The organism is Roseixanthobacter psychrophilus (assembly GCF_043195195.1).
Classification (GTDB): Bacteria; Pseudomonadota; Alphaproteobacteria; order Rhizobiales; family Xanthobacteraceae; genus NCEH01.
Genome location: NZ_JBAFWT010000026.1, coordinates 26,500 through 48,731 on the forward strand (window position 1 = coordinate 26,500; position 22,232 = coordinate 48,731).

Here is a 22,232-nt window from a genome sequence, read left to right on the forward strand (position 1 = left end):
CGCCGCAATCCAAAGGTCAAAAGCGCGTCACGATCTCGTCGAGGTTCGGCCGAGGGCGATCCTCCAGCTTCTGCGTGGCGGTGCCGATATAGACGAAGCCGACGATCCGCTCATGCTCTGCAAGACCCAAAGCGGCGCGGGCCTTGGGCTCGTAGGCCGGCCATTCGGTGAGCCAGGTTACGCCATACCCGAGCGCCGTCGCGGCGATCAGAAGGTTCTCCACCACGGCGGCGGCGGAAAGCACCTGCTCCCATTCCGGGATCTTCGCATGGGCTGCCGCGCTGGACACCACCGCCACCACGACCGGCGCGCGCATGAAGCGATTGCGCTCGTCCTCAATGCGCCGTGGCGTGGCGTCGGGATCCACCTCTTGCAGCACCGCCGTCAATGCCGCCCCGGCACGGGCGCGGCCTTCGCCTTCCAGCAGGATAAAGCGCCAGGGCACGAGCTTGCCATGGTCCGGGACCCGAGCCGCGATGGTCAGTATCGTGTGCAGATCCTCCGGCGAGGGGCCGGGTTCGGCGAAATCGAGGATGCGTGTGGACCGGCGGGTACGGAGCACGTCAAGAATATCGGACATGGCAGACCTTCGAGCAGCCGCGATGCACCGCATCGCCCAACCCGCCCGGGCGGCGGTCAAGGACGGTTGCGGCCCGCGTTTTCCGCGCTTGCCTTATCACGCCGGGCCGCGCCGCCAAAAGCGACATAGCGTTCCGCGCCCTCCTCGCGGACGCGCCTTGCGAGACCCATGCCACTGCGATGACTTGAAACTGCCGCGGTTTCGATGCACGTCAGATGCATGCATCCTCAGATCCGTGCCTCGCGCCGCTGGCAGACGTGGCTATTCCCGTTCCTCCTGCCGCTGATGGCCGCCGTGCTGGCCAACGGCGCTGCGTTCGGCCAGGCGATGCCGTTTGCCGGGGCGTCTCCCGCCTCGCCGCCGAGCGATGCCTTTTCTGCCCCTCCCGCTCCCGGCCTGCGCACCAGCCCTTTGGGACAACCCGGCGGCCGAGAACCCCACGCGGTACTTCCGGCCGCCCCTGCGGGCAAGACGACGGTCGGCGTATTTGCCCGCTTCGGCGCCGACGGCCCGGCCATTCCCCACGGCCTCATGTGGCGCGTCTTCGCCGATACGCCCGAGGCCTCCGGCGCCTTCCCCCTGGTGGCCGAGAGCACCGAGCCCGCGCCGGTGTTCTTCCTCAATCCGGGCGGATACATCGTGCACGTCGTCTACGGCTTCGCCACCGCGGCCCAGCGCCTGCAGGTGGGCCAGGTGGCGCGGCGCGAGCAGTTCGTCCTGCCTGCCGGAGGCCTGCGCCTCCAGGCCGACGTTGAGAACAAGACCATCCCCGGCCAGAAGGTCACCTTCGACATCTACGAAGGCTCGTTCCTGCAGGGCCGCACCTCAACTCAGCCCTATTATCGCGGCGCCAATGCCGGCGATGTCGTGCTGCTGCCGGAAGGCACCTATCACGTGGTCTCCACCTATGGCGACGCGAACGCCGTAGTGCGCGCCGACGTGACGGTGCAGGCCGGCAAGCTCACGGACGCCACCTTTCACCATCGCGCGGCGCAGATCGTGCTGAAGCTGGTGGCGGAGAAGGGCGGCGATGCCCAGGCCAACACCCAATGGTCCGTGGTGACGCCGGGCGGCGATTCCATCAAGGAATCCATCGGCGCCCTCCCCACGGTGGTGCTGAGCGAGGGCGAGTACACCGCGATTGCGCGCAACGACGGCAAGGTGATCAGCCGCGACTTCAAGGTGGAGGCGGGCAAGGACCGTGAGGTGGAGGTCATCAACAAATGATGCCGCAGCCCCTCACCTCGCCCCGGGAGCCTTGATGTGACGACCCTCTACCTCGTGGCCGCATTCATCATCGGCGCCTGCATCTCGCTCCAGGCGCCCATCAACAACCAGTTGGCGCAGGCGTTCGGACAGAACACCATTCTCGCCGCCCTGTTCTCATTCCTGGTGGGCACGGCCTTTCTGCTGGTGGTCGCTGTTGCCGGCGGCAACATTCCCACTGCCTTGGCCGCGCTCCCGAGCCAGCCGCTTTGGAAGCTGTGCGGCGGGTTCCTGGGTGCCGCCTTCATCATCGGCTCGATCTATCTGGTGCCGAAGATCGGCCTCGCAAGCCTGCTGGCGCTGGTGATCTGCGGCCAGCTCATTTCGTCTCTGATGCTCGACCATTTCGGGCTCGTCGGCCTGGTTGAGCGCAAGCTGACACCGGTCAAGCTGGTGGGCGCCATCGTCATCATGGCCGGCGTGGTGTTCATGCTGTTCGGCGACCGCCTGCTGAACGCCCTGCGCAGTTCCTGATCCCGCCCGGCGATGCGACGCCGCCGGGCGGTTAATGCTCGCGAAGATCAGAACCGCCAGGCGACGTTGGCCTGGAAAGCGTTGACGGTCACGCCATCGGCGAACTGGCCGACATAAGACAGGCCGAAACGGGCCTGTGCGGACAGATGCAGGTCGGCGCCGACCTCGAGCAAAGCGGTATTTTCTGCCAACGGCACGCCGCCGACCGTAAAGTTCGCGCCCGGAAGGCTCCGAAACGCAAGCTGTGCGGTCGGGTCGACATCGCCGAACGCATATTGCCAGGCGGCCGAGGCATGGGGCGCGAGCACCATGCCGTTCGAAAGGGCCACCGCGGTGGCCGCCCGCAGGCCGAGCGAGGAATAACCCACCCCTGCGGACGTAGATGCGCCCGACAACGCTGCTACGGAGCCGCTCTCGGCGAAGCTGTCGGTGTTGAGCTGCACCCAGGCAAGACCCGCATAAGGCTCCAGCGCGATCGACTGCAGCGCGAAGCCGTAGCCCACCTCACCGAACACCTGCGCCGTGCCGCCATCATATTGCGCATTCGCCTGCTGGAGCAGGCCCGGCATGGCGATGGTCCGGGTGGCGTCGATCTGGTTGAAGGCATAGCTCGCGCCGAGGCGCAGGTTCCACGGACCCGCGCTGGTGCCGGCATAGAGCGCCACCAGCATGCTGTTCACCTCGGTGGAACTCGCCACCGCGCCAACATCGGCGTTGGACTGGGAATAGCCCAGCGCCGCGCCGATACGCCAATTGCCGGCGCGGATATCAGCGCCAGAGATCACGCCGCCGATGGTCTCGCTCACACTCGAAGCGTTGCCGTTGCCGTCAAGATTGGTCCAACCGCCGAAGCCCTGCGCCCACACGGTGGTGCCGTATGTCGGCTCCGGCGCAACCGCCGGGGCCTTGGTGGCATAGGCCAGTGCGCCAAGCGCGCTTGAAGGCGCAGCCCGCGACGCCGCTTCGGGACCGGCATAGGACATCGCCGCCGGCCCGCCATAGGCGAGCGCGCCCATCGGGCCGCTCTGGCCGGCGTAAGCGCCCTGCCGCAACCGGTCCATCACCGCCTGCCGGCCATAAATGCCGTCGCCGATCAGAACCGATTGCTCGCTCGCATAGGCTTCGCCGGACAGCGACTTCAGGGCGGCGGGAAGCTGGCTTGCGCTCAGGCTGTAGATGCTGCCGAGTGCCCCCCAGGTGGAATTGCCGGTGTTCGCCGAGGCGCCGCTGTTGAAGGCGCGATCCAGTGCGGCGCCGGTCGCTGTCTGGTTGGATGTCAAACCGGCCTGCTGAGCCATCTGGGAGGTCAGGTTCAGCGACACATTGGTGCCGGAATAGGCGAGTGTCGGGCTGACATAGCTGGGTAAGCCAGAGGTGGCCAGCGTCTCGAAGGCGCCCGTCGTCCCCTCCGTTGCGGCGAGCAAGGTGTAGCTGTTTGCCAGCGTCGAGGTCTGGAAGGGAACCTCAAGCGTGCCGGCAAGGCGTGCCACGCCGGTTATGCCCATGAAATCAGTGCCGGTGGATGTGACCCGCAAGGAGAGGGTGCCGGCCGAGGTCTGGACAAAGGTGCCGCTGAGGAGATGGGTGATCGACACGCCGGTGCCGGAGACGCCGAGCCAGCCGCTGTTCTCGAACCGCTTCTGCGGCCCCGCCGTCGCGGCGAGCCGGCCGTCGATGATTCCGGTGTTGACGATCACCGTGCCGAAGCTGTCGGGGCCGGTGCGCAAGGCGTCGGAGGCGGCGGTTGTCTGCAAGATGCCGTAATTAAGGAAGGTGCCATAAAGGCCGTGCAGCTCCACCGCCGCGCCGGCGATGCCGGTGGAGACGACGGTTCCGGTATTGGTCAACACGCCATAGGTCTCGCCGCGCATGCCGATGCCGCCATTGCCGCTGACCTGGACCGTGCCGCTGTTGACGATGTCGTCGCCGATGCGGCCGGACAAAGCGGCGGCGTTATCGGCGCTGGAGGTCAGCGTGCCGGTGTTGCGGATCGGATTATAGATCCCCTCAATGGTCGCGACATAGCCATTGGGCGTGGTGGAGCCGGGCGTGAGATAGATACCCACCACCGTATCGCCATAGGCCGAGTTCGAGGACACCAGCGATGCGCCGGGAATATTGATCTCGTACCAGGTGGGAATGCCCAGCGCGTCCACATGCAGCACCCCGGCATGCACCACGCCATCCACTGTCACCCAGTCAGCCACCATATTGTATTCGCCGGAACGCCCGGCACCGGTGATGCCTTCCAGATGGGTGACGACGGCACCAGGGTGGTCGTAGGTCGCCCACGTGTCGGTGGTCTGGTTGTAGAGATAACCATGCTCGGCGCCGATGCCGCCGCCCGGCACATCGAAATAGCCGCCGGCGATCATGTTGCCATAGACGCCGTAGGCGGTGGTGCTGGCCGCGCCGGGCTTGTTGTTGGTCGTGTAGGTGCCGGTGGAGATCGTGTAGATCATCGCATTGCCGGTCGCGAGGCGGGTGTCGTAATTGCCCACCACCGTATCGCCGAACGTGCTGTGGGCGATGGTGTAGAGGGTCGGGTTGCCGGACGCGCTGGGATAGGCCAGCTGAGTGATCTGCTGGCCCGGCGCCGCCGCCGCGTCATAGAGATAGCTCAGGTCGTACGGTGAGGAGGCAGAGGTAATGTAGCTGCCCACGGTGCGCAGGACGCCGCCCTGGTTGCCGAAGCTGGGACCGTAGGGCGAGGAGCCGATGGCGTCGGGATAGTTCACCCCGTTGGCCGTGGCGACCGGCATGGCCGACCATTGGCCGGTAGACATGTTGTACAGCAGCCCGCCGGTGGCCGTGGTGCCGGGCACCACGTAATTCCCAACGATGGTGTTGCCGCGAATACCAGTCAGGAAGGTGCCGGTGGTGCCGTAATTCAGCGTCGTATAGGGCGTCGGAGTTGGTGAGGGCTCGGCCCAGACCGGCGCCGTCACACATACGCCGAGACCAGCAAGTGCGAGAGGAGCCACGCTGGACATGAGGCGCCAGCGCCTCACTTTAATGGTCTTCATGTTTCCAGCCCCAAGAATCATGCGCTGAGCCGCGCAAGGTGTTTCTGAAGTGTTACATGGGGCGCTGGCTAATACGACGGTATTGAGCGATACGGACAAAAATCTCCACCATCTGAACGCAGAGGGCGCGGGCGTAAAAGCCTGCACCCTCTGCGCCGTTTCTGGCCGGTCCGATCAAGCGGCTCGGGTTACCGCCACGCGGCGCTGAAGATCGGGCGGAACCGCCTCACCCGCCAGCAAGTCCAAGGCGGCGTCGAGCGACATGGACACCTGATCCGGGCTGCCGAGGCGGCGGATCGAGACGGTGCCTTCCGCCGCTTCCTTGCGGCCGACCACCAGCAATGCCGGGACTTTGGCAAGCGAATGCTCGCGCACCTTGTAATTGACCTTCTCGTTGCGAATGTCCTTTTCCACCCGCAGGTCGCGCGCGCGCGCCGCTGCCGTCACCTCGGCGGCGTAATCGTCCGCCTCCGACGTGATGGTTGCCACCACGATCTGCACCGGCGCGAGCCAGAGCGGGAAATGACCCGCGAAATGCTCGATCAATATGCCGGTGAAGCGCTCCATGGAGCCGCAGATGGCGCGGTGGATCATCACCGGCGTCTTCTTCTGCCCGTCCGCGTCCACATAGAAGGCACCGAAGCGCTCCGGCAAGTTGAAGTCCACCTGGGTGGTGCCGCACTGCCACTCGCGGCCGATGGCGTCAGACAAGGTGTATTCGAACTTCGGCCCGTAGAACGCACCCTCTCCCGGCAATATGCCAGTTTTGATCTTGCCGCCGGACTGCTCCTCGATCTGCTTGAGAACGCGCATCATCACGTCCTCCGCATGATCCCACACTGCATCCGAGCCAACGCGCTTTTCCGGGCGCGTGGAGAGCTTGACGATGATCTCGTCAAAGCCGAAGTCGGCATAGGTCGAGAGGATCAAATCGTTGATCTTCAAGCACTCGGCCGCCATCTGCTCCTCGGTGCAGAAGATGTGGGCGTCGTCCTGGGTGAAGCCGCGCACGCGCATCAGCCCATGCAGCGCGCCCGAGGGCTCGTAGCGGTGCACGGCGCCGAATTCGGCGAGGCGCAGCGGCAGGTCGCGATAGGATTTCAGCCCGTGCTTGTAGATCTGCACGTGTCCGGGGCAGTTCATGGGCTTCAGGGCGAACACGCGCTCGTCCTCGGTGTCGTCGCCGGCCGACTGCACCTTGAACATGTTCTCCTTGTACCAGCCCCAATGGCCGGAGATTTCCCATAGCGACTTGTCGAGCACCTGCGGCGCGTTGACCTCGGCATAATCCACCTTCAAGCGGCGGCGCATATAGGCAACGAGGTTCTGGAACAGGGTCCAGCCCTTGGAATGCCAGAACACTGTGCCCGGTCCTTCCTCCTGGAAGTGGAACAGGTCCATCTCCCGGCCGAGGCGGCGATGGTCGCGCTTCTCCGCTTCCTCCAGCCGATGGAGATAAGCGTCGAGCGCGGCCTGATCGTGCCAGGCGGTGCCGTAGATGCGGGTCAGCATGGGATTGTTGCTGTCGCCGCGCCAATAGGCGCCCGCCACCTTCATCAGCTTGAAGGCGTTGCCCACCTTGCCGGTGGAGGGCATGTGCGGGCCGCGGCACAGGTCAAACCACTCGCCCTGCTTGTAGATCTTCAGGTCCTGGCCCGCGGGAATGGCATCCACCAATTCCACCTTGAAGGCCTCACCCTTTTCGGCGAACACGCGCTTGGCTTCCTCGCGCGACCAGATCTCTTTGGTGAAAGGCCGATCCTTCGCGATGATTTCGCGCATCTTCGCCTCGATCTTCGGGAGATCGTCCGTGGTGAAGGGCTCGTTTCGCGCGAAATCGTAATAGAAGCCGTTCTCGATCACCGGGCCGATGGTGACCTGCGTGCCGGGATAGAGGCTCTGCACCGCTTCGGCGAGCACATGGGCCGCGTCATGGCGGATCAGTTCCAATGCGCGGGCGTCATCGCGGGTGACGATCTGGATGCGGGCATCCTGGATGATCGGCTCGGAAAGATCGGTCAGCGCCTCGTCAAGGACGATCGCGACGGACTTCTTGGCCAGCGATTTGGAAATGGCGGCCGCCACCTCGGCACCGGTGGTCCCGGAGGCGAACTCACGCTGGGCGCCATCAGGGAAAGTCAATGTAACCATAGCTTCTTCTCCTGCCCACTCCTGCGCACCAGGCAGGTAGGCTGTTGTCGAGGGGGCCTGATCTAGGCCCCCCGACGCCGTCCGTAAAGAGTGAAGCCAGTGTAAAGCTGGGATGCGGGGCCCGTCCTATGGGGCCGCACTCGGCAAGCTGTCGCAGTTTCCGGGTGCGGGCTTGCCGGCGAAACGATCGGCCATGAAAGCCAGCGCATCCCCTGCCCCCGCGGCCATGACGCCATCATGGTCCTGGCCGGTGAACGTCTTATAGGTCACCATATTTCCCTTGGCGCACAGTGCGCGCACCGAGGCATCCGTGTCCTTGGGACGGACCGTGACATCCGCCGTCCCCTGCATCACGAGGGTCGGCACGGCGAGCTTGAGCGTTCCAGGTTCGTTCTGAGCCGCCATCTTCAGGAAAGCCGAGAGGTCGGGATCGGGAAGGAACTGGTCCTTGGCAATTGCGGTGGCCCAATAGGTGTCGGTCAACGCTTTGGTCATGCAGCCCTGATGGAGTTCCGCGAGATAAGGCTGTGCCTTCGCGGTCAGGATGCGGCCGATGTCGATGGTCGGGTCGATCGTGGCATAGGATTGCAGCGTATAGAGCACGTAGGGCAGCGCCAGTTCGGTCTTGTCCGAGGCACGGACTGCCGCGACGCGGTCGGCAATATGGGTACCCGGCGCCATGGCGACATTGCCCATGAGTTGCAGTTCAGGGGCGTAGTCCAGCCCCTCCGCGGCGGTGAACAAATCCGCCTGACCGCCCTGGGAATGGCCCATCACCGCATAGCGCGTGCCGATTTCCGGCTCCAGCTCGCGGGCGGCGCGCACCATGTCGAGCGCATTCTTGCCGTTCGGGACGCCCTGAAGGAAGGGATGAAACCCGGCCACCCCAAGACCCTGGTAGTCAGTCGCGACCACGACGTAGCCGGCCGCCACGAACCGGTCCAACAGGGTGCGGATATCGGCGATATAAGCATGTTCGGGTCCATCGGCCGTGTCGCGCGAAGGGCCGCAGATGGCGGCAAGACCTGTTGTGCCGTGGGTCCAGGTGATCACTGGCCACCCACCCGCTGGAGCGGTGCCCTCGGGAAGGGCGATGGTGCCAGAGACCGCAACCGGCTGGCCCTGCGGATCTTCGGACCGGTAAAGCACCAGCAGATTGCGGGCGGCACCAGGTAACGCCATGGTCCCGGAAAGGGCACGGACCCAGATGACGGAGCCGTTGGTGCCCGGCGCCAGCGGGGTCGGGGGCACATAGAAAGCATCGCCCTCAGGTCCCGGCCGGATCGCGAATGCGGACCCGCAGCAGCCAACGACCGCCAAGACACTCAACGCAAAGCCGAAGGCATACCTGACAACACGCATTGCTCGCTCCAAACCTTTAGGCCGCATCCGCTTTTCATCGCGTGCGGCGCGACATTCAGGCAGGTAAGACACTTAGGCAGGAAGTGCGACCATCCGTCGACAGGCAAATTCGGCCCGTCAATCCGCCGATTGGCGCCAGATCCCATAGCGCCAGGGCCGGTGCCAGCGCCCCTCGGCCGACAGGCATTGCGGCACCGGATCGAAACCCGAGCCGCCCCATGGATGGCAGCGGCACAACCGCGCCGCGCCCATCCAGCCGCCGGCCCAGGCGCCATGGCGCGAGATCGCTTCGTCGGCATATTCCGAGCACGTCGGCAAATAGCGGCAATGCCGGCCCATGAATGAGGAAAGCGTGTAGCGATAAATCAGGATCGGGACCCGCAGGAGGGTTCGGGGCACGCGGCGCAGCAGGTCCAGCATCCGAACGGGGGCAGCGTCCCGCGAAGAAGAAGCGGTGGGTGTGCCGTGTGTCCCGCCCACGGCCCACGGCAGGTGCGAGCCTGCAAGGCCCTCGGGCGCTCCCTCATCCTGGTTCATTTCACCATCCTGACCAAGACCGCGCGCGACAGCGGGCGCAAGTCAGCCCCGGGCATGGACGTCCGCGCCGAGAGAAGGTGCGCTGCGCTTGGCCTCGATCTGGTCGATGGCATCCACGACCGCGTCGAAGGTCAGCAGGGTGGAGGCGTGGCGCGCCTTGTAATCGCGCACCGGTTCCAGCACTTCCAGCTCGGCCCAGCGGCCGGCGGGCGGCGGGCCGTTCTCTTTCAGCATCTTGCGCATGGTCTCGCGCAACGCCCGCAATTCGGCGACGCTGGAGCCCACCACATTGCGGGCCATGATGGAGGAGGAAGCCTGCCCGAGCGCGCAAGCGCGGACCTCATGGGCGAAATCGCTCACCGTGTCGCCATCCAGGGCGACATCGACGGTCACGGTGGAGCCGCACAGGCGCGAATGGGCGGTAGCGCTGGCCTGCGGCTGCTCCAGCCGGCCGAGGCGCCGGATATCTGCGGCATAACCAAGGATACGGGTGTTGTAGACGTCGTTAATCATCATACGATCCCGGCCGCACCAAAGCGGCGCACTCATGAAGACCGCCCGCCCCGCGACGGTCCCCTCCGGGGGCGCCGTCATGCGGCTTGCGCGGCACACTCAAGCAAAAGCGCACTTTGCGTTGCTTGGTTCGCCGACATATATAGTCCTTATGCGGCGTGGCGGAAGACGCGCGCCGCGGGTGCGGAGCATCGCTCCGCGCAAAAACGGACGGCAAGGCCGCCGCCGGGGCTTCCGGTGGGGCGCGGAGGAAAGGGTCCGCGCATGCGTAGCCGACACCGGTGACACTCTCGCCCGGGATGCGTTCCGAGGCGGGTCGGACGGAGTTGGGCATGGATGCTGTTGTAAAGTTGCTGCGGGCGCAGGCCGAGAACGAGGCCAAGGCCCGCAAGCATGTGAAACATCTTCAGGAACAGGCCAGTCGCCACGACGCGGTCGACACCGCGGTCTCGCAGGCGGAGCCGCCGCACGACCCCGCCCGGCCCTCGAAGCGCGAGGCGGAGGCGGCTGTGCGGACCCTGCTGGCCTATATCGGCGAGGATCCGGACCGCGAGGGATTGCTGGAGACGCCCCATCGCGTGGTGAAAGCCTATGGGGAGTTGTTCTCCGGTTATCGCCACGACGCGGCAGAGGCACTTGACCGCACCTTCGGCGAGATCGGCAATTTCGACGATTTCGTGCTGGTGCGCGACATTCCCTTCCATTCCCATTGCGAGCATCACATGGTGCCGTTCGTAGGAAAAGCGCATGTCGCCTATTTCCCGGTGGAGCGGGTGGTGGGCCTCTCCAAGATCGCCCGGGTGGTGGACATCTACGCCAAGCGTTTGCAGACCCAGGAGCACCTGACCTCGCAGATCGTCACTGCCCTCGACGAGACGCTGAAGCCACGAGGGGTTGCCGTGATGATCGAGGCCGAGCATATGTGCATGGCTATGCGCGGGATCACCAAGGCCGGCGTGTCCACCATCACCAGCCAATTCACCGGCGCCTTCCGCAACGACCCGGCCGAGCAGGTGCGCTTCATCACTTTGGTGCGCGCCAAGGGCTGATCCACAGCGGACGCACCAGCGGGCCGCAGAGATCGGCCGATTTCGGAGTTGTGATGAGCGTCGAGACACCCGTCTTCGCAAGCAGCGCCAGCACGGCCGACCTGGAGGAAGGCACGCGCCTCACCCCCCGCTTCGACGTCAACGGCCTGGTCACATGCATCGCCGTCGATGCGGTGACCAACGAAGTGCTGATGCTGGCCTTCATGAACGAAGACGCGCTCGCACTGACCATCGAGACCGGCGAGGCGCATTATTACAGTCGCTCCCGCAAGAAGCTCTGGAAGAAGGGCGAAAGCTCCGGCCACACCCAGAAAGTTCTGGAAATCCGCGTGGATTGCGACCAGGACGCGGTTTTGCTGAAGGTGGAAATGGGCGGCACGGGCGCCGCTTGCCACACGGGCCGTCGCTCCTGCTTCTATCGCCGGGTTCCCATTGGCGGCAAAGCCTCCGCCGCGACGTCGCTGGAATTCACCGGTGATGAGCCGCGCTTCGATCCGAAGGCGGTTTATGGCTCCCATTCCGGCCACTCCCACGATTAAGAATTTCTTGAAACGCACGGGCGCAGCCTCATACCGGCCCCTGGGGAACCCGGAGGCCACGCTTCGGACACCAAACGCGGGTATTCAGCTCTGAATCCCTGAGTTTGCCACCGGCCCGCCAGCCGGCTGGAGATCGTGCATGTTTCAAGGTTTCACCCGCCGCAATCGCACCGAGGAGGCGCCCACCGAAGGGGCCGCATCCGCCGGCGCTGCCGTCGCACCCGAAATGGAGGTGCGCATCGACGCCGAGCCGCCATGGAAGGCTGGACGCAAAGGCGGACCGAAGATTGCACTGGCATTGGGCGGCGGCGCGGCGCGCGGCTTTGCCCATATCGGCGTGCTGAGAGCACTTGAGGCGCACGGGATCCGGCCAAGCGTGATCGCCGGCACCTCCATCGGCGCTGTGGTCGGCGGAATCTGGGCGGCAGGCAAGCTCGATGCCCTGGAAGATTGGGCGCGCAGCCTCAACAAGCGCAATGTTCTCAGCTTTCTCGACCTTTCGCTCGGCGCGGCCGGGCTGATCGGCGGCCGCCGGCTGATGGAGCGCATGCGCTCGGAACTCGGCGATCTCACCATCGAGGATTTGCCGGTGACGTTCGGCTGCATCGCCACCGAACTCGGCACCGGCCACGAAATCTGGCTCACGCGGGGGGAGCTGGTGGAGGCAATCCACGCCAGCTATTGCCTGCCGGGGATCTTCACCCCCGCGAAGGTGGGCGGGCGGTGGCTGATGGACGGCACGCTGGTCAATCCCGTGCCGGTCTCGGCGGCACGTGCACTCGGCGGGCGCATCGTGATCGCCGTGAACCTCAATTCCGAAATCTTCGGGCGCGGCACGGTGATCCAGGACCATGGCAGCGCCATCGCCGACGTCGCGGACGTGGTTGTGGAGCGCAAGAAGGAAGGTTTGTCCCGCATGCTGCGGCCAGATCGCATGCTGCGCCGGCAATTCCTGTCGGGACCGAGCGAGGGGCCACGGGGCATTTCGGCGGTCATGATCGATGCGTTTAACATCACGCAGGATCGTATCGCCCGCTCGCGCCTCGCCGGCGACCCGCCGGATGTGGCGGTCTCGCCGAAGCTGTCGCGCATCGGCCTGTTCGATTTCCACCGGGCGGAGGAAGCGATAGCGGCCGGGCGCGAAGCCGTGGAGCGGATCGTTGATGACGTCCACAGCGCGGTGGAAGCGCTGAAATAATCCCGCGAGACGGCCAGGACGCAATCGCCCTGGCCATCGGCCGCCTCAGGCGGTCATGATGTAGTCGCGCAGTTCCGCGCTCTCGCGCTCCATCTCCTCGACCCGGTACTTCACCACGTCGCCGATGGAGATGATGCCAATCAGCTTGTCGCCGGACATCACGGGAACGTGCCGGAAGCGTCCACGGGTCATGCGCTCCATGATGGCGGGGACAGTCTCGTCGGCGGTGCAGGTCACCACCGCCCGTGTCATCACCGATCCCACCGTCTCAGACAGAACGTCGGGGCCGCGCTCCCCGAGGAGGCGCACCACATCGCGCTCGGAGAGGATGCCTTCCAAGCGTCCTTCGCGGCCGGTGGCCACGATGGCACCGATGCGATGCTCAGACAGGCTCTTCACCGCTTCTTCCAGCGACGCCTCGGGCGAAATGGTGACGAGCTCGGACGCCTTTCGCTGTAAAATCATTTTCACGGTCATGGCTGACCTCCATTCCCTAGATAATTTGTGGCGGATCCGGCGTTATTGACGCTCGCCGGTATGCCTCATGGGAATGATCGTCTGCGTTGCCCGGATCCGCAACCCCGCATCTCGCACGGGGCGGCTGTCTGACTGCAATTTCAGCACAGCCTCAGTGTGAAGGGGGCGAACGCGTTGCCCTCGGAATCGGGTCGAACAGCGGAAACAGCAGGAGGCCGGCGAAGAAGCCGCCCATGTGCGCCTGCCAGGCAACTTCTGCCCCTTCGGTTCCGGGCAAGGTGATCGCCGCGCCGAACAAGAAGTTCACCACCACCCAGACCGCAACGAAGGTCAGCACGCGCGGCTCGCGAAACGCGCCGATCAGGGAGGCGGCGGGAGGATGCTCCTGCGTCCGCCGCGCGGGCGGCCCGAGGGCGCCGCCCGGCCCGAAGGCAAAGCGCACCGCCGCCGCCATCGCCCCCGACACCACGGCGGAGGCACCGATCATCGGCACCATGGCGTCGGGATAGGCGATGAGATGGGCGAGCGCACCGGCTGCAGCCGTGACAACCACGAAGGCAAGGAACCGCCACGTTCCGAAGCGCCGCGCGACCGGGGTCGCAAAGGCCAGCATCCAGATCAGGTTCACGCCGAGGTGCACCAGATTGGCGTGGAGAAAGGCGTAGCTGACGAATGTCCAGACATCCGCGCCGAGCCCGCCCGGCAGGTCGAAGGCGGAATCGTAGCGCGCGGGGATGAAGGCGAAATAGGCGAGCAGCTCAACGTTGGCTCGTTCGTCCAGCACGAATTCGCGCGCGAAGGCGATCGCCGCCATGGTCAGGGCCAGCAGCACCACTACGCCCGGAATGTTGAACACCGGCTCGCGGGGCGGCGCGCGGCGTGGATCGCTGAGGTCGAGCACGTCCCGCACATAAGGGCCGGCGGGGTCCGCAGCAAGGAAAAAGCGCGTGTGGTGGTTCCGCCTGCGTGCAGCCGCATGGCGCTGGCCAAGAGTGTTAACGGCTATTAAGGTTAATGAAAGGTTGACGGCGCGAATGCGGCAAACCTCGGGCATTATGAAGTTGTTAACCCCTCGCGACAGCGTGCCATGCCGTTTCATCTCGCTCGAAAGCTTCTGCTGACGGTCCTGCTCTGTGCGGGTGCTGGAAGCGCCGTGGCCGGCGACCGGCATCACGCGAGCCTCTCGCCGGTCCTCGTGCCGCATCTCCAGGCGGTAGGCGGAACGTCGGCACCCATCGGCTACGTTCGTTTCTGCGCAGAGAACAAGGGCGCCTGCACCGCCGAGGGCGACCTGATCCCGCAGGTTCGGCTCGATCCCGCCCATTTGTCGACCCTCGACCAGGTGAACCGCGACTTCAACACGGCCATCGCACCCGTGACGGACATGGACCACTATGGCGAGGTGGAACGCTGGAGCTATCCGGACGACGGCAAGGGCGATTGCGAGGATTACGTGCTCGCCAAGCGTCGCGCGCTGATCAATCTCGGCTGGCCGGCATCGGTGCTCCTCATCACGGTGGTACGTGACAAGGAAGGCGACGGCCACGCCGTGCTCACCGTGGTCACCGACCGCGGCGACCTGATCCTCGACAATCAGGAAAACGAGATCCTGCCCTGGCAGGATACCGGCTACCGCTATGTGAAGCGCCAGTCGCAGGGCGATCCGACCTTATGGGTGTCGCTGGGCGATACGCGCTCTCCCCCGGTGGTCGGCGGCGGGCGTTGAGCCCGCGCCCCTTTGCTGCCCTTCCAGTCGAGGTGCATGAGGCGGGCGGTGCAGCACCACGACGCGCATCATGGGACTTCAGGGCAATCGCCGACGGCCACCTTTCGCCCGCCGCCGAATGAACCGGCGGAGGCCTTGCTCTCTTTCGGGCCTGCCTCCACCGCCTCAAGTTCGCCCTCAACCCCCGCCTCGGCGGTGCGCAGGATCGCGGCATCGCCCACTGCCTTTCCGGGATTATCCCGCCCCTGCTCCCGCGCCCGGTCGGCAAGAAGGGCATATTCAAGCCGCAGCTTCTCCAAAGTGACTTCGTCGAGGTCTTCCAGATCGAGCAGCGCATTGCGCGGCCCCTCGGTGCGCGCAATCAATTCGTCGAGCTTGATTTGCAGCGCCGCCGTATCGCGGTTCTGGCTGTTCTGAATCAGGAACACCATCAGGAAGGTGACGATGGTGGTCGAGGTGTTGATGATGAGCTGCCAAGTGTCGTCATAGCCAAACATCGGCCCCGTCGCGCCCCAGATGAGGATGATCGCCACCGCACAGACGAAAGTGGCGGGCTTGCCGGCGTAGCGCGACACCTCCTGCGCAAATCGGGTAAAGAAAGGACGCGGAGCACGACCGCTTTCCGCCTTTGCCCGCAGGGATGCGATGGGCTGCTCGGCGTCGCCTGCTGAGGGATTGGCAACGGAGCCTTCGGGCAAACGGACAGACGGGGAAGACGGGGCCATGGGAATGTTTCCTGTTCACCCAAGGAACGTGCCGCCGCGCTCGAGGTTCCTTCCTTGCCGCAAGCGCCCTTGCGGCATCCCGACCGTCAACCGAAAGGCCCGTCCATGTCCGTTGCCATGATCCTGCTGCCCCTGTTCGTGGAAGTGGCCCTCTCACCTTCCTGCTGCTGTTCGCGCTGCTGCCGGTGCGCATGCGCGCGCTCTCCAGCGGCGAGGTCACGCGTGCCGCCGCTGCCGAGAGCACCTCGGCTTATCCCGCCGGCGCCCAGCGCTTCGCCGATGCCCTTTCGAACCAGTTCGAATTGCCGGTGCTGTTCTATGTGATCACGGTGCTGGCGCTGTTCACCCGCAAGGCGGACATCGTCTTCGTGGTGCTCGCCTGGGTGTTCGTGCTGTCCCGCATCGCCCATGCCTTCGTCTTCACCACCGGCAACCAGCTCTCCTCACGCTTTTCCGCTTATGCGGTCGGCGCCATCGTGCTGGCCATCATGTGGGTACTGTTCGCGCTCTCCATCTTGCTGAATGTGTGACGGAAGGGTGATTGACAGGATCGCTGCGTCAGCCGAGGAGTGCGATCCATGCGCTCCTTGGATGATCCCGCGATGGAAAACCCGTCCCGCCATGTCCGCACCGTCGGCAATCTCGACGTGCTGTTCGTCATGGCGACGCAAATGGAATACGGGCCGCACCTTCAGGCGCGCATCGATCCGTTGATCACCGGCGTTGGACCGGTGGAGGCGGCGATGGCGGCCACCCATGCGCTTGCCCATCTCACCGCCGCCGACGCTTTACCGGATCTGGTCTTCACCCTCGGCTCAGCGGGCGCACGCGCCCTCGACCATGCCGCAATCTATCAAGTCTCGCACCTGTCCTATCGCGACATGGACGCGTCCCCGCTCGGCTTCGAAAAAGGCCGCACGCCGTTTCTCGATCTGCCCGCGGTGGTAGAAATCCCGCATCAGATTCCCGGCATCGCCACCGCCTCCCTCTCCACCGGCGGGGCGATCATCTCGGGCGCGGCCTATGACACCATTGCCTGCGATATGGTGGACATGGAGACCTTCGCGGTGCTGCGCGCTGCACAGCGGTTTCGCGTACCACTGGTCGGCCTGCGCGGCATCAGCGACGGGCGTTCCGAGCTGTCCCGCTATGAGGACTGGACCGAATATCTGCACATCATCGATGAGCGGCTCGCCGCCGCACTCGATCATTTCGAGGCGCAGGTGAAAGCCGGCGCCTTCCTCCTCGCCCCAAGGACCTGATTGAATTGATCCCCTCAGCCCGCCTGTCCGCCGCCATCGAGGTGCTCGGCGATATCGCCGCAAAGCGCCGTCCCGCCGGCGACAGCCTCAAGGAATGGGGCCTCGCCCACCGTTATGCCGGCTCGGGCGACCGCGCCGCCATTTCCGGCCTGGTGTTCGACACCCTGCGTCGACGCGCCTCCGCGTCCCATGTCATGGGCGCCGACACGCCGCGCGCCTTGGTGCTCGGCACGCTCGCCGTGATGCGCGGCCTTGACCTTGATGCCATCGCCCGCCTGTGCGACGGCGCGCGCTTTGCCCCCGCGCCGCTGAGCGCGGAGGAAACCGCACGGCTCGCAAATCCGAGCCTGGAAGGCGCCGCCCCCTGGGTGATCGGGGATTATGCCCAATGGCTCGATCCCGAGTTGAACAAGGTGTTCGGCCCCGAGCGGGTTGAGGAAGGGCGCGCGCTGGCCGCCCGCGCGCCGCTGGACCTGCGCGTGAACACGCTGAAATCCACGCCCGAAGCCACCCTCGCCGAACTCTCCCATCTGTCGCCCCAGCCGGGCCAATGGTCGCCCTTGGCCCTGCGCATCATCCTTGATGCCGAGGGCAAGGCCCCGCCCCTCACCTCGGAGGGCGCGTTCGTCAAAGGCGACGTGGAGGTGCAGGACGAGGGCTCGCAGATCGCCGCCATCCTCGCGAGCCCCCTGCCCGGTTCGCAGGTGCTGGATCTGTGTGCCGGTGCCGGTGGCAAGACGCTCGAATTCGCCGCCCTCATGGACAATAAGGGCCAGCTCTACGCCCACGATGCCGATATTCGCCGCCTGAAGCCGATCCACGAGCGTCTTGCCCGCGCCGGTGTGCGCAACGTGCAGATCCGTGCGCCGCGTGGTGACGCCGACGTGCTCGCCGACCTCGTCGGGCAAATGGACCTGGTGCTTGTCGATGCCCCCTGCACAGGAACCGGCACCTGGCGCCGCAACCCTGACGCGAAATGGCGCATGCGCCCCGGCGCCTTGGCCGAGCGGATCGCCGAGCAGGCAAAGATCCTCGAAGCCGCCACGCGCTATGTGAAAAGCGGCGGCCGCCTCGCTTATGTCACCTGCTCGCTGCTGGACGTGGAGAATGGCGCCCAGATCCGCGCCCTGATGGAAAAGCACCCGGATTTTTCGGTGGTGCCGCCGATGGAGACGGTTCTGGCCCTCGGCAGCCAAGGCCTCGCCTTGCGCACAGCGGCCCTGGAGAGCACCGAAGGGCTGCTGCTGACGCCGCGGCGGACCGGGACCGACGGGTTCTTTGTGAGCGTATTGAAGAGAAGTTGATCCATGGGGCGCCGGCTTGCGGCGCCTTATGATGGGAACCTTCCCTCTCCCGAAGCGTCCTTAGCGCAGAGGTTGCGCTCGCGCGCCCATCGGACCTTGGGAGACCGCCATGTTCATCATCCGCCTGCTCGTTGTGCTCATCGTCGCCGTCGGCGGCTATTGGGCCTATTATGTCTTTGCGGCTCCCTCGCCCTATGACCAGATCGGCGTCGCCATCAATTCCCATCTGCCGGAAGAAGCCCGCGCCTATGGCTGCGCCGAGCTGAAGAAGCGTCACACCACCGCCACCGCCGCCCCCGAGGGCTGCGAGGGTCACTGGTCCACCATCTGAGGCCCACCCTTTCTGGCATTGCGCCTACGACATGCGAGGGTCGCGCCCGATGGCGCGGCTCTCGCTTTTGCAAATCGCGACTTTGCCTTTAAAGGAGGGCGCAATCCTCGCCACTCCCGCCGGAAAGCCGCGCCGCCATGCAAGACACCGTTCTCATCATCGATTTCGGCAGCCAGGTGACCCAACTCATCGCCCGCCGGGTGCGCGAGGAAGGCGTCTATTCCGAGGTGGTGCCGTTCCAGAAGGCCAAGGAAGCCTTCGATCGCATGAAGCCCAAGGCGGTCATCCTCTCCGGCGGCCCCGCCTCCGTGCCCGACGGCGATAGCCCCCGCGCGCCCCAGGAGATCTTTGAGGCGGGCATTCCGGTGCTCGGCATCTGCTATGGCCAGATGACCATGGCCGAGCAGCTTGGGGGCACCGTGGAAAGCGGCCATCATCGCGAATTCGGCCGCGCCACGGTGAAGGTGGAACGCAGCTCCGCTCTGTTCGACGGCATCTGGAACCAGGGCGAAGGCCACACCGTGTGGATGAGCCATGGCGACCGCATTACCGCCTTGCCCCCCGGCTTCGAGGTGAAGGGCACCTCGCCCAATGCCCCCTTCGCCGTCGTCGAGGACGAAGCCCGCCGGTTCTACGGCCTGATGTTCCATCCCGAGGTGGTTCATACCCCCGACGGCGCCCGTCTGCTCTCCAACTTCGTGCGCAAAATCACCGGCCTCTCCGGCGACTGGACCATGGGCGCCTTCCGCGAAAGCGCCATCGCCAAGATCCGCGCCCAGGTGGGCGAGCGGCGCGTTCTGTGCGGCCTCTCCGGCGGGGTGGATTCCGCCGTCGCCGCCGTGCTGATCCATGAGGCGATCGGCGACCAGTTGACGTGCGTCTTCGTGGATCACGGCCTGATGCGGCAGGGCGAAGCCGAGCAGGTGGTCTCGCTGTTCCGCAACACCTACAATATCCCGCTCGTGCATGTGGACGCCTCCGAGCTGTTCCTTCAGGAATTGGCCGGCGTCTCCGATCCCGAGACCAAGCGCAAGACCATCGGCAAGCTGTTCATCGACGTGTTCGATGCGGAAGCGAAGAAGATCGCGTCCGACGGCAAGGGCGCGCCGGATTTCCTCGCCCAGGGCACGCTCTATCCCGACGTGATCGAGAGCGTCTCCTTCACCGGCGGCCCCTCCGTCACCATCAAGAGCCACCACAATGTGGGCGGCCTGCCCGAGCGCATGAACATGAAGCTGGTTGAGCCGCTGCGCGACCTGTTCAAGGACGAGGTGCGCACGCTCGGCCGCGAACTCGGCCTTCCCGAGAGCTTCGTCGGCCGCCACCCCTTCCCTGGCCCCGGCCTTGCCATCCGCTGCCCCGGCGAGATCACGCCGGAGAAGCTGGAGATCCTGCGCAAGGCCGACGCCATCTATCTGGAAGAGATCCGCGCCGCCGGCCTCTATGACGTGATCTGGCAGGCCTTCGCCGTGCTCCTGCCGGTGCGCACGGTCGGTGTCATGGGCGACGGACGCACCTACGACCACGTCCTTGCCTTGCGCGCCGTGACCTCGGTGGACGGCATGACGGCGGATTTCTACCCCTTCGACATGAATTTCCTCGGCCGCGCGGCAACCCGCATCATCAACGAGGTCAAGGGCATCAATCGGGTCGTCTACGACGTGACCAGCAAGCCCCCGGGCACCATCGAGTGGGAATGATTCAGGCCCATCTAAACGCCGCCAAATTTACGCTGCGATACGATCTAACGCACTGAAAATAAAAATAAATCCATTCTGTGCCTATCGACATCTATCGGTGGGCATAGATGGCGTTTGTCGGCCCCGCTGACGGGCCTCGCCCCCATTGATCAACCGGAAAAACGAAAGTACCGTCAGGAGCAATGAGGCTACTGACGGTACTTTTTTTGATATAAGACGCTGAATTATAAGCGTTTTCTACGCCATCGGCCTCCAAAAACCGCGTGACGGTACTTTTCCGCGAGGAGACCCGAAATGTTGACCGATGCAGCACTTAAGTGTCTGAAGCCAAAAGCCAAAATGTACAAGGTGAGCGATCGTGATGGCATGTATGTGCGCGTTGCACCGTCGGGCGCCATCTCGTTCAGGCTCGACTATCGGCTGAACGGCAGGCGGGAGACCGTCTATCTTGGTAGGTATGCCCGTGACGGGATATCGCTCGCCAGAGCTCGAGAGCTATGCATTGATGCGCGCCGGGCGATTGCCGAGGGGCGGTCCCCCGCTATCGAGAAGCAGCGGGAGAAACGCCGGATCAAGGAAGCTAAGAGCTTCGGCGAATTCGGTGAGAAATGGCTGACCAATGCGACCATGGCCGACAGCACGCGCGCGATGCGTCGCTCTATCTTCGAGCGCGAGCTCATGCCCGTCTGGCGGAATCGTCTCCTGACAGAGATCACACCTGACGACCTTCGCGCTCACTGCGGCAAGATCGTCGAACGAGGTGCTCCTGCCACCGCCATTCATGTGAGGGATATCCTGAAGCAGATCTACGGCTATGCCATTCTGCACGGTGAGAAGGTCGCCAACCCGGCCGATGACGTCGGTCCGGCCTCGATCGCCACCTTTACGCCGAAGGACCGCGCTCTTTCGCCCACCGAGATCCGCATCATGTTCAAACAGCTCGAGCATGTTGCGACGTTGCCGACGATCCGCCTTGGCATGAAGCTTTATCTCCTCACCATGGTCCGGAAAAGCGAACTGCAGGATGCAGTGTGGGACGAGATCGATTTCGACAACGCCGTCTGGACCATCCCGAAGGAGCGCATGAAGCGGTCGAAGCCGCACAACGTCTACCTGTGCCGACAGACGTTGGACATCATGATCGCGCTCAAGACGTGCTCCGGCAACTCCCGATATCTGTTGCCGTCCCGGTACGACGCGGACGCGCCGATGTCGCGCGCGACCTTCAATCGGGTCACCTATGCCGTCGTCGAACAGGCCAAGAAGGAGGGGCTGCCGCTGGAGCCTTTCACGGTCCATGATCTGCGGCGGACGGGCTCGACGCTGCTAAATGAGCTGGGCTTTAACAGCGACTGGATCGAAAAGTGCTTGGCGCACGAGGACGGGCGCTCATCGCGCGGCGTTTACAACAAGGCCGAGTATGAGGTGCAGCGCCGGCATATGATGCAGCAGTGGGCGGATACCGTGGACGCCTGGATCGACGGTCGGAAGCACGCTCCAACGCTTCTGCCGCCAGCTATGCCTGTGATGGAGCTTGATCCCGCCCTTTGACCGGGCGGGTTTTGCGCTTGGTGACGTCAGGGTGCTGTGCTCTACGGATCGGGGCAGCCCGCCGTGCCATTAGCCAGGCCTCGACCTCGGCGAGGTCCCAAACAATACACCGTGGCGAGAGCGCGAACCGACGGGGGAACTCGCCATGTTGTTCCATTTCATAAATCGTGCTGTCAGCCATCGGCACCACCTCGCGCAATTGGTGGCGCCGGATTGTTCGCCTGATTTGGGGAGCTTCGGTCTTCGGCATTCTCAATCTCCTTCGTTGCTGAGGCGATTGAGAACAATAGATGTCGGTACCGGAAGCCCCCTCGAACTGCCCTGCGGCGTTTTCGTGCTGTAGCGTACACATCGGCGGGTGTCTGTTGTTCGCTAGGTGCAGCATAGGGGCGAGTAGAGGCTGATGAACGAGTCCGGAAGTGCGATATTCGCGACAAGGCAGAGGCCTGCGCATGACACGA

22 protein-coding genes are annotated in these 22,232 nt (G+C 64.8%); 12 read left to right on the forward strand and 10 right to left on the reverse strand.

Annotation, left to right across the window (positions count from 1 at the left end; genetic code table 11):
• Nucleotides 1-16: 16 nt before the first annotated feature.
• Complete coding sequence (locus V5F77_RS19615) at nucleotides 17-580, reverse strand: nitroreductase family protein (RefSeq protein ID WP_429007030.1); 564 nt, start codon at nucleotides 578-580, stop codon at nucleotides 17-19.
• A gap of 219 nt (nucleotides 581-799) precedes the next feature.
• Here V5F77_RS19615 and V5F77_RS19620 point away from each other — a divergent pair, with 219 nt between their 5' ends.
• Both V5F77_RS19620 and V5F77_RS19625 read left to right on the forward strand, forming a co-directional pair.
• On the forward strand, nucleotides 800-1,807 hold the full coding sequence (locus tag V5F77_RS19620; protein WP_429007031.1) for a hypothetical protein: 1,008 nt from the start codon (nucleotides 800-802) through the stop codon (nucleotides 1,805-1,807).
• A gap of 36 nt (nucleotides 1,808-1,843) precedes the next feature.
• Entirely contained in the window at nucleotides 1,844-2,320 is a 477-nt protein-coding gene (locus V5F77_RS19625; protein WP_429007032.1) for a DMT family transporter, read from the forward strand.
• Nucleotides 2,321-2,367: 47 nt separating this feature from the next.
• Here the strand turns inward: V5F77_RS19625 and V5F77_RS19630 are convergent, their stop codons facing one another.
• The 5 genes from V5F77_RS19630 to V5F77_RS19650 all read right to left on the reverse strand — a co-directional run bounded on the left by V5F77_RS19630 (nucleotide 2,368) and on the right by V5F77_RS19650 (nucleotide 9,909).
• Entirely contained in the window at nucleotides 2,368-5,346 is a 2,979-nt protein-coding gene (locus V5F77_RS19630) for an autotransporter outer membrane beta-barrel domain-containing protein (protein ID WP_429007033.1), read from the reverse strand.
• Nucleotides 5,347-5,520: 174 nt separating this feature from the next.
• Nucleotides 5,521-7,497, reverse strand: coding sequence for a threonine--tRNA ligase (gene thrS, locus V5F77_RS19635; RefSeq protein ID WP_429007034.1), 1,977 nt, complete (start codon nucleotides 7,495-7,497; stop codon nucleotides 5,521-5,523).
• A 126-nt stretch (nucleotides 7,498-7,623) separates the two neighbouring features.
• Nucleotides 7,624-8,859, reverse strand: a complete 1,236-nt coding sequence (locus V5F77_RS19640) for a lipase family protein (RefSeq protein ID WP_429007035.1) — start codon at nucleotides 8,857-8,859, stop codon at nucleotides 7,624-7,626.
• Between the two features lie 117 nt (nucleotides 8,860-8,976).
• Entirely contained in the window at nucleotides 8,977-9,279 is a 303-nt protein-coding gene (gene yidD / locus V5F77_RS19645; RefSeq protein WP_429007036.1) for a membrane protein insertion efficiency factor YidD, read from the reverse strand.
• A gap of 159 nt (nucleotides 9,280-9,438) precedes the next feature.
• Nucleotides 9,439-9,909, reverse strand: coding sequence for an iron-sulfur cluster assembly scaffold protein (locus V5F77_RS19650; protein WP_429007076.1), 471 nt, complete (start codon nucleotides 9,907-9,909; stop codon nucleotides 9,439-9,441).
• A gap of 332 nt (nucleotides 9,910-10,241) precedes the next feature.
• Between V5F77_RS19650 and folE the strand changes: the two genes are divergently transcribed.
• The 3 genes from folE (at nucleotide 10,242) to V5F77_RS19665 (ending at nucleotide 12,695) form a co-directional block, all read left to right on the forward strand.
• A complete protein-coding gene (folE, locus tag V5F77_RS19655; protein WP_429007037.1) occupies nucleotides 10,242-10,958 on the forward strand; it encodes a GTP cyclohydrolase I FolE in 717 nt (238 codons plus the stop codon).
• A gap of 53 nt (nucleotides 10,959-11,011) precedes the next feature.
• Complete coding sequence (gene hisI / locus V5F77_RS19660) at nucleotides 11,012-11,497, forward strand: phosphoribosyl-AMP cyclohydrolase (protein ID WP_429007038.1); 486 nt, start codon at nucleotides 11,012-11,014, stop codon at nucleotides 11,495-11,497.
• Nucleotides 11,498-11,636: 139 nt separating this feature from the next.
• Nucleotides 11,637-12,695: a patatin-like phospholipase family protein gene (locus V5F77_RS19665; protein WP_429007039.1), complete on the forward strand. Its 1,059-nt coding sequence runs from the start codon at nucleotides 11,637-11,639 to the stop codon at nucleotides 12,693-12,695.
• Between the two features lie 45 nt (nucleotides 12,696-12,740).
• Here V5F77_RS19665 and V5F77_RS19670 read toward each other — a convergent pair whose 3' ends face one another.
• Nucleotides 12,741-13,172, reverse strand: coding sequence for a CBS domain-containing protein (locus tag V5F77_RS19670; RefSeq protein ID WP_429007040.1), 432 nt, complete (start codon nucleotides 13,170-13,172; stop codon nucleotides 12,741-12,743).
• Between the two features lie 151 nt (nucleotides 13,173-13,323).
• Complete coding sequence (locus tag V5F77_RS19675; RefSeq protein WP_429007041.1) at nucleotides 13,324-14,073, reverse strand: rhomboid family intramembrane serine protease; 750 nt, start codon at nucleotides 14,071-14,073, stop codon at nucleotides 13,324-13,326.
• A 186-nt stretch (nucleotides 14,074-14,259) separates the two neighbouring features.
• Between V5F77_RS19675 and V5F77_RS19680 the strand changes: the two genes are divergently transcribed.
• Nucleotides 14,260-14,898, forward strand: coding sequence for a transglutaminase-like cysteine peptidase (locus V5F77_RS19680; RefSeq protein WP_429007042.1), 639 nt, complete (start codon nucleotides 14,260-14,262; stop codon nucleotides 14,896-14,898).
• Nucleotides 14,899-14,966: 68 nt separating this feature from the next.
• Here the strand turns inward: V5F77_RS19680 and V5F77_RS19685 are convergent, their stop codons facing one another.
• On the reverse strand, nucleotides 14,967-15,623 hold the full coding sequence (locus V5F77_RS19685) for a low affinity iron permease family protein (protein ID WP_429007043.1): 657 nt from the start codon (nucleotides 15,621-15,623) through the stop codon (nucleotides 14,967-14,969).
• Nucleotides 15,624-15,814: 191 nt separating this feature from the next.
• On the opposite strand from V5F77_RS19685, the gene V5F77_RS19690 reads away from it, so the two are divergent.
• The 6 genes from V5F77_RS19690 to V5F77_RS19715 all read left to right on the forward strand — a co-directional run bounded on the left by V5F77_RS19690 (nucleotide 15,815) and on the right by V5F77_RS19715 (nucleotide 21,771).
• Nucleotides 15,815-16,153 carry an MAPEG family protein gene (locus tag V5F77_RS19690; RefSeq protein ID WP_429007044.1) on the forward strand — a complete coding sequence of 113 codons (339 nt, stop codon included), beginning with the start codon at nucleotides 15,815-15,817 and terminating at the stop codon, nucleotides 16,151-16,153.
• A 48-nt stretch (nucleotides 16,154-16,201) separates the two neighbouring features.
• Nucleotides 16,202-16,885, forward strand: coding sequence for a 5'-methylthioadenosine/S-adenosylhomocysteine nucleosidase (locus tag V5F77_RS19695; protein WP_429007045.1), 684 nt, complete (start codon nucleotides 16,202-16,204; stop codon nucleotides 16,883-16,885).
• A gap of 5 nt (nucleotides 16,886-16,890) precedes the next feature.
• Nucleotides 16,891-18,189 (forward strand): RsmB/NOP family class I SAM-dependent RNA methyltransferase, encoded by a 1,299-nt coding sequence (locus V5F77_RS19700; protein WP_429007046.1) that lies wholly within the window; start codon nucleotides 16,891-16,893, stop codon nucleotides 18,187-18,189.
• Between the two features lie 109 nt (nucleotides 18,190-18,298).
• On the forward strand, nucleotides 18,299-18,520 hold the full coding sequence (locus V5F77_RS19705) for a hypothetical protein (RefSeq protein WP_429007047.1): 222 nt from the start codon (nucleotides 18,299-18,301) through the stop codon (nucleotides 18,518-18,520).
• Nucleotides 18,521-18,657: 137 nt separating this feature from the next.
• The gene (gene guaA, locus V5F77_RS19710) at nucleotides 18,658-20,220 is read left to right on the forward strand and encodes a glutamine-hydrolyzing GMP synthase (RefSeq protein ID WP_429007048.1); all 1,563 of its coding nucleotides are present in this window, start codon (nucleotides 18,658-18,660) and stop codon (nucleotides 20,218-20,220) included.
• Nucleotides 20,221-20,514: 294 nt separating this feature from the next.
• Nucleotides 20,515-21,771, forward strand: a complete 1,257-nt coding sequence (locus V5F77_RS19715; RefSeq protein ID WP_429007049.1) for a tyrosine-type recombinase/integrase — start codon at nucleotides 20,515-20,517, stop codon at nucleotides 21,769-21,771.
• Here the strand turns inward: V5F77_RS19715 and V5F77_RS19720 are convergent.
• Nucleotides 21,737-22,021: a helix-turn-helix transcriptional regulator gene (locus V5F77_RS19720; RefSeq protein ID WP_429007050.1), complete on the reverse strand. Its 285-nt coding sequence runs from the start codon at nucleotides 22,019-22,021 to the stop codon at nucleotides 21,737-21,739. The two genes, V5F77_RS19715 and V5F77_RS19720, sit on opposite strands and share 35 nt — an antisense overlap.
• Nucleotides 22,022-22,232: the final 211 nt, after the last annotated feature.

What these genes read in the sequence shown, in the direction of transcription:
- V5F77_RS19615 (WP_429007030.1), bottom strand. Translation starts at nt 580, where the DNA reads ATGTCCGATATTCTTGACGTGCTCCGTACCCGCCGGTCCACACGCATC.
- V5F77_RS19620 (WP_429007031.1), top strand. Translation starts at nt 800, where the DNA reads ATGCATCCTCAGATCCGTGCCTCGCGCCGCTGGCAGACGTGGCTATTC.
- V5F77_RS19630 (WP_429007033.1), bottom strand. Translation starts at nt 5,346, where the DNA reads ATGAAGACCATTAAAGTGAGGCGCTGGCGCCTCATGTCCAGCGTGGCT.
- thrS (WP_429007034.1), bottom strand. Translation starts at nt 7,497, where the DNA reads ATGGTTACATTGACTTTCCCTGATGGCGCCCAGCGTGAGTTCGCCTCC.
- V5F77_RS19640 (WP_429007035.1), bottom strand. Translation starts at nt 8,859, where the DNA reads ATGCGTGTTGTCAGGTATGCCTTCGGCTTTGCGTTGAGTGTCTTGGCG.
- yidD (WP_429007036.1), bottom strand. Translation starts at nt 9,279, where the DNA reads ATGCTGGACCTGCTGCGCCGCGTGCCCCGAACCCTCCTGCGGGTCCCG.
- V5F77_RS19650 (WP_429007076.1), bottom strand. Translation starts at nt 9,909, where the DNA reads ATGATTAACGACGTCTACAACACCCGTATCCTTGGTTATGCCGCAGAT.
- folE (WP_429007037.1), top strand. Translation starts at nt 10,242, where the DNA reads ATGGATGCTGTTGTAAAGTTGCTGCGGGCGCAGGCCGAGAACGAGGCC.
- hisI (WP_429007038.1), top strand. Translation starts at nt 11,012, where the DNA reads ATGAGCGTCGAGACACCCGTCTTCGCAAGCAGCGCCAGCACGGCCGAC.
- V5F77_RS19665 (WP_429007039.1), top strand. Translation starts at nt 11,637, where the DNA reads ATGTTTCAAGGTTTCACCCGCCGCAATCGCACCGAGGAGGCGCCCACC.
- V5F77_RS19670 (WP_429007040.1), bottom strand. Translation starts at nt 13,172, where the DNA reads ATGACCGTGAAAATGATTTTACAGCGAAAGGCGTCCGAGCTCGTCACC.
- V5F77_RS19680 (WP_429007042.1), top strand. Translation starts at nt 14,260, where the DNA reads ATGCCGTTTCATCTCGCTCGAAAGCTTCTGCTGACGGTCCTGCTCTGT.
- V5F77_RS19685 (WP_429007043.1), bottom strand. Translation starts at nt 15,623, where the DNA reads ATGGCCCCGTCTTCCCCGTCTGTCCGTTTGCCCGAAGGCTCCGTTGCC.
- V5F77_RS19690 (WP_429007044.1), top strand. Translation starts at nt 15,815, where the DNA reads ATGCGCGCGCTCTCCAGCGGCGAGGTCACGCGTGCCGCCGCTGCCGAG.
- V5F77_RS19695 (WP_429007045.1), top strand. Translation starts at nt 16,202, where the DNA reads ATGCGCTCCTTGGATGATCCCGCGATGGAAAACCCGTCCCGCCATGTC.
- V5F77_RS19705 (WP_429007047.1), top strand. Translation starts at nt 18,299, where the DNA reads ATGTTCATCATCCGCCTGCTCGTTGTGCTCATCGTCGCCGTCGGCGGC.
- guaA (WP_429007048.1), top strand. Translation starts at nt 18,658, where the DNA reads ATGCAAGACACCGTTCTCATCATCGATTTCGGCAGCCAGGTGACCCAA.
- V5F77_RS19715 (WP_429007049.1), top strand. Translation starts at nt 20,515, where the DNA reads ATGTTGACCGATGCAGCACTTAAGTGTCTGAAGCCAAAAGCCAAAATG.
- V5F77_RS19720 (WP_429007050.1), bottom strand. Translation starts at nt 22,021, where the DNA reads ATGCCGAAGACCGAAGCTCCCCAAATCAGGCGAACAATCCGGCGCCAC.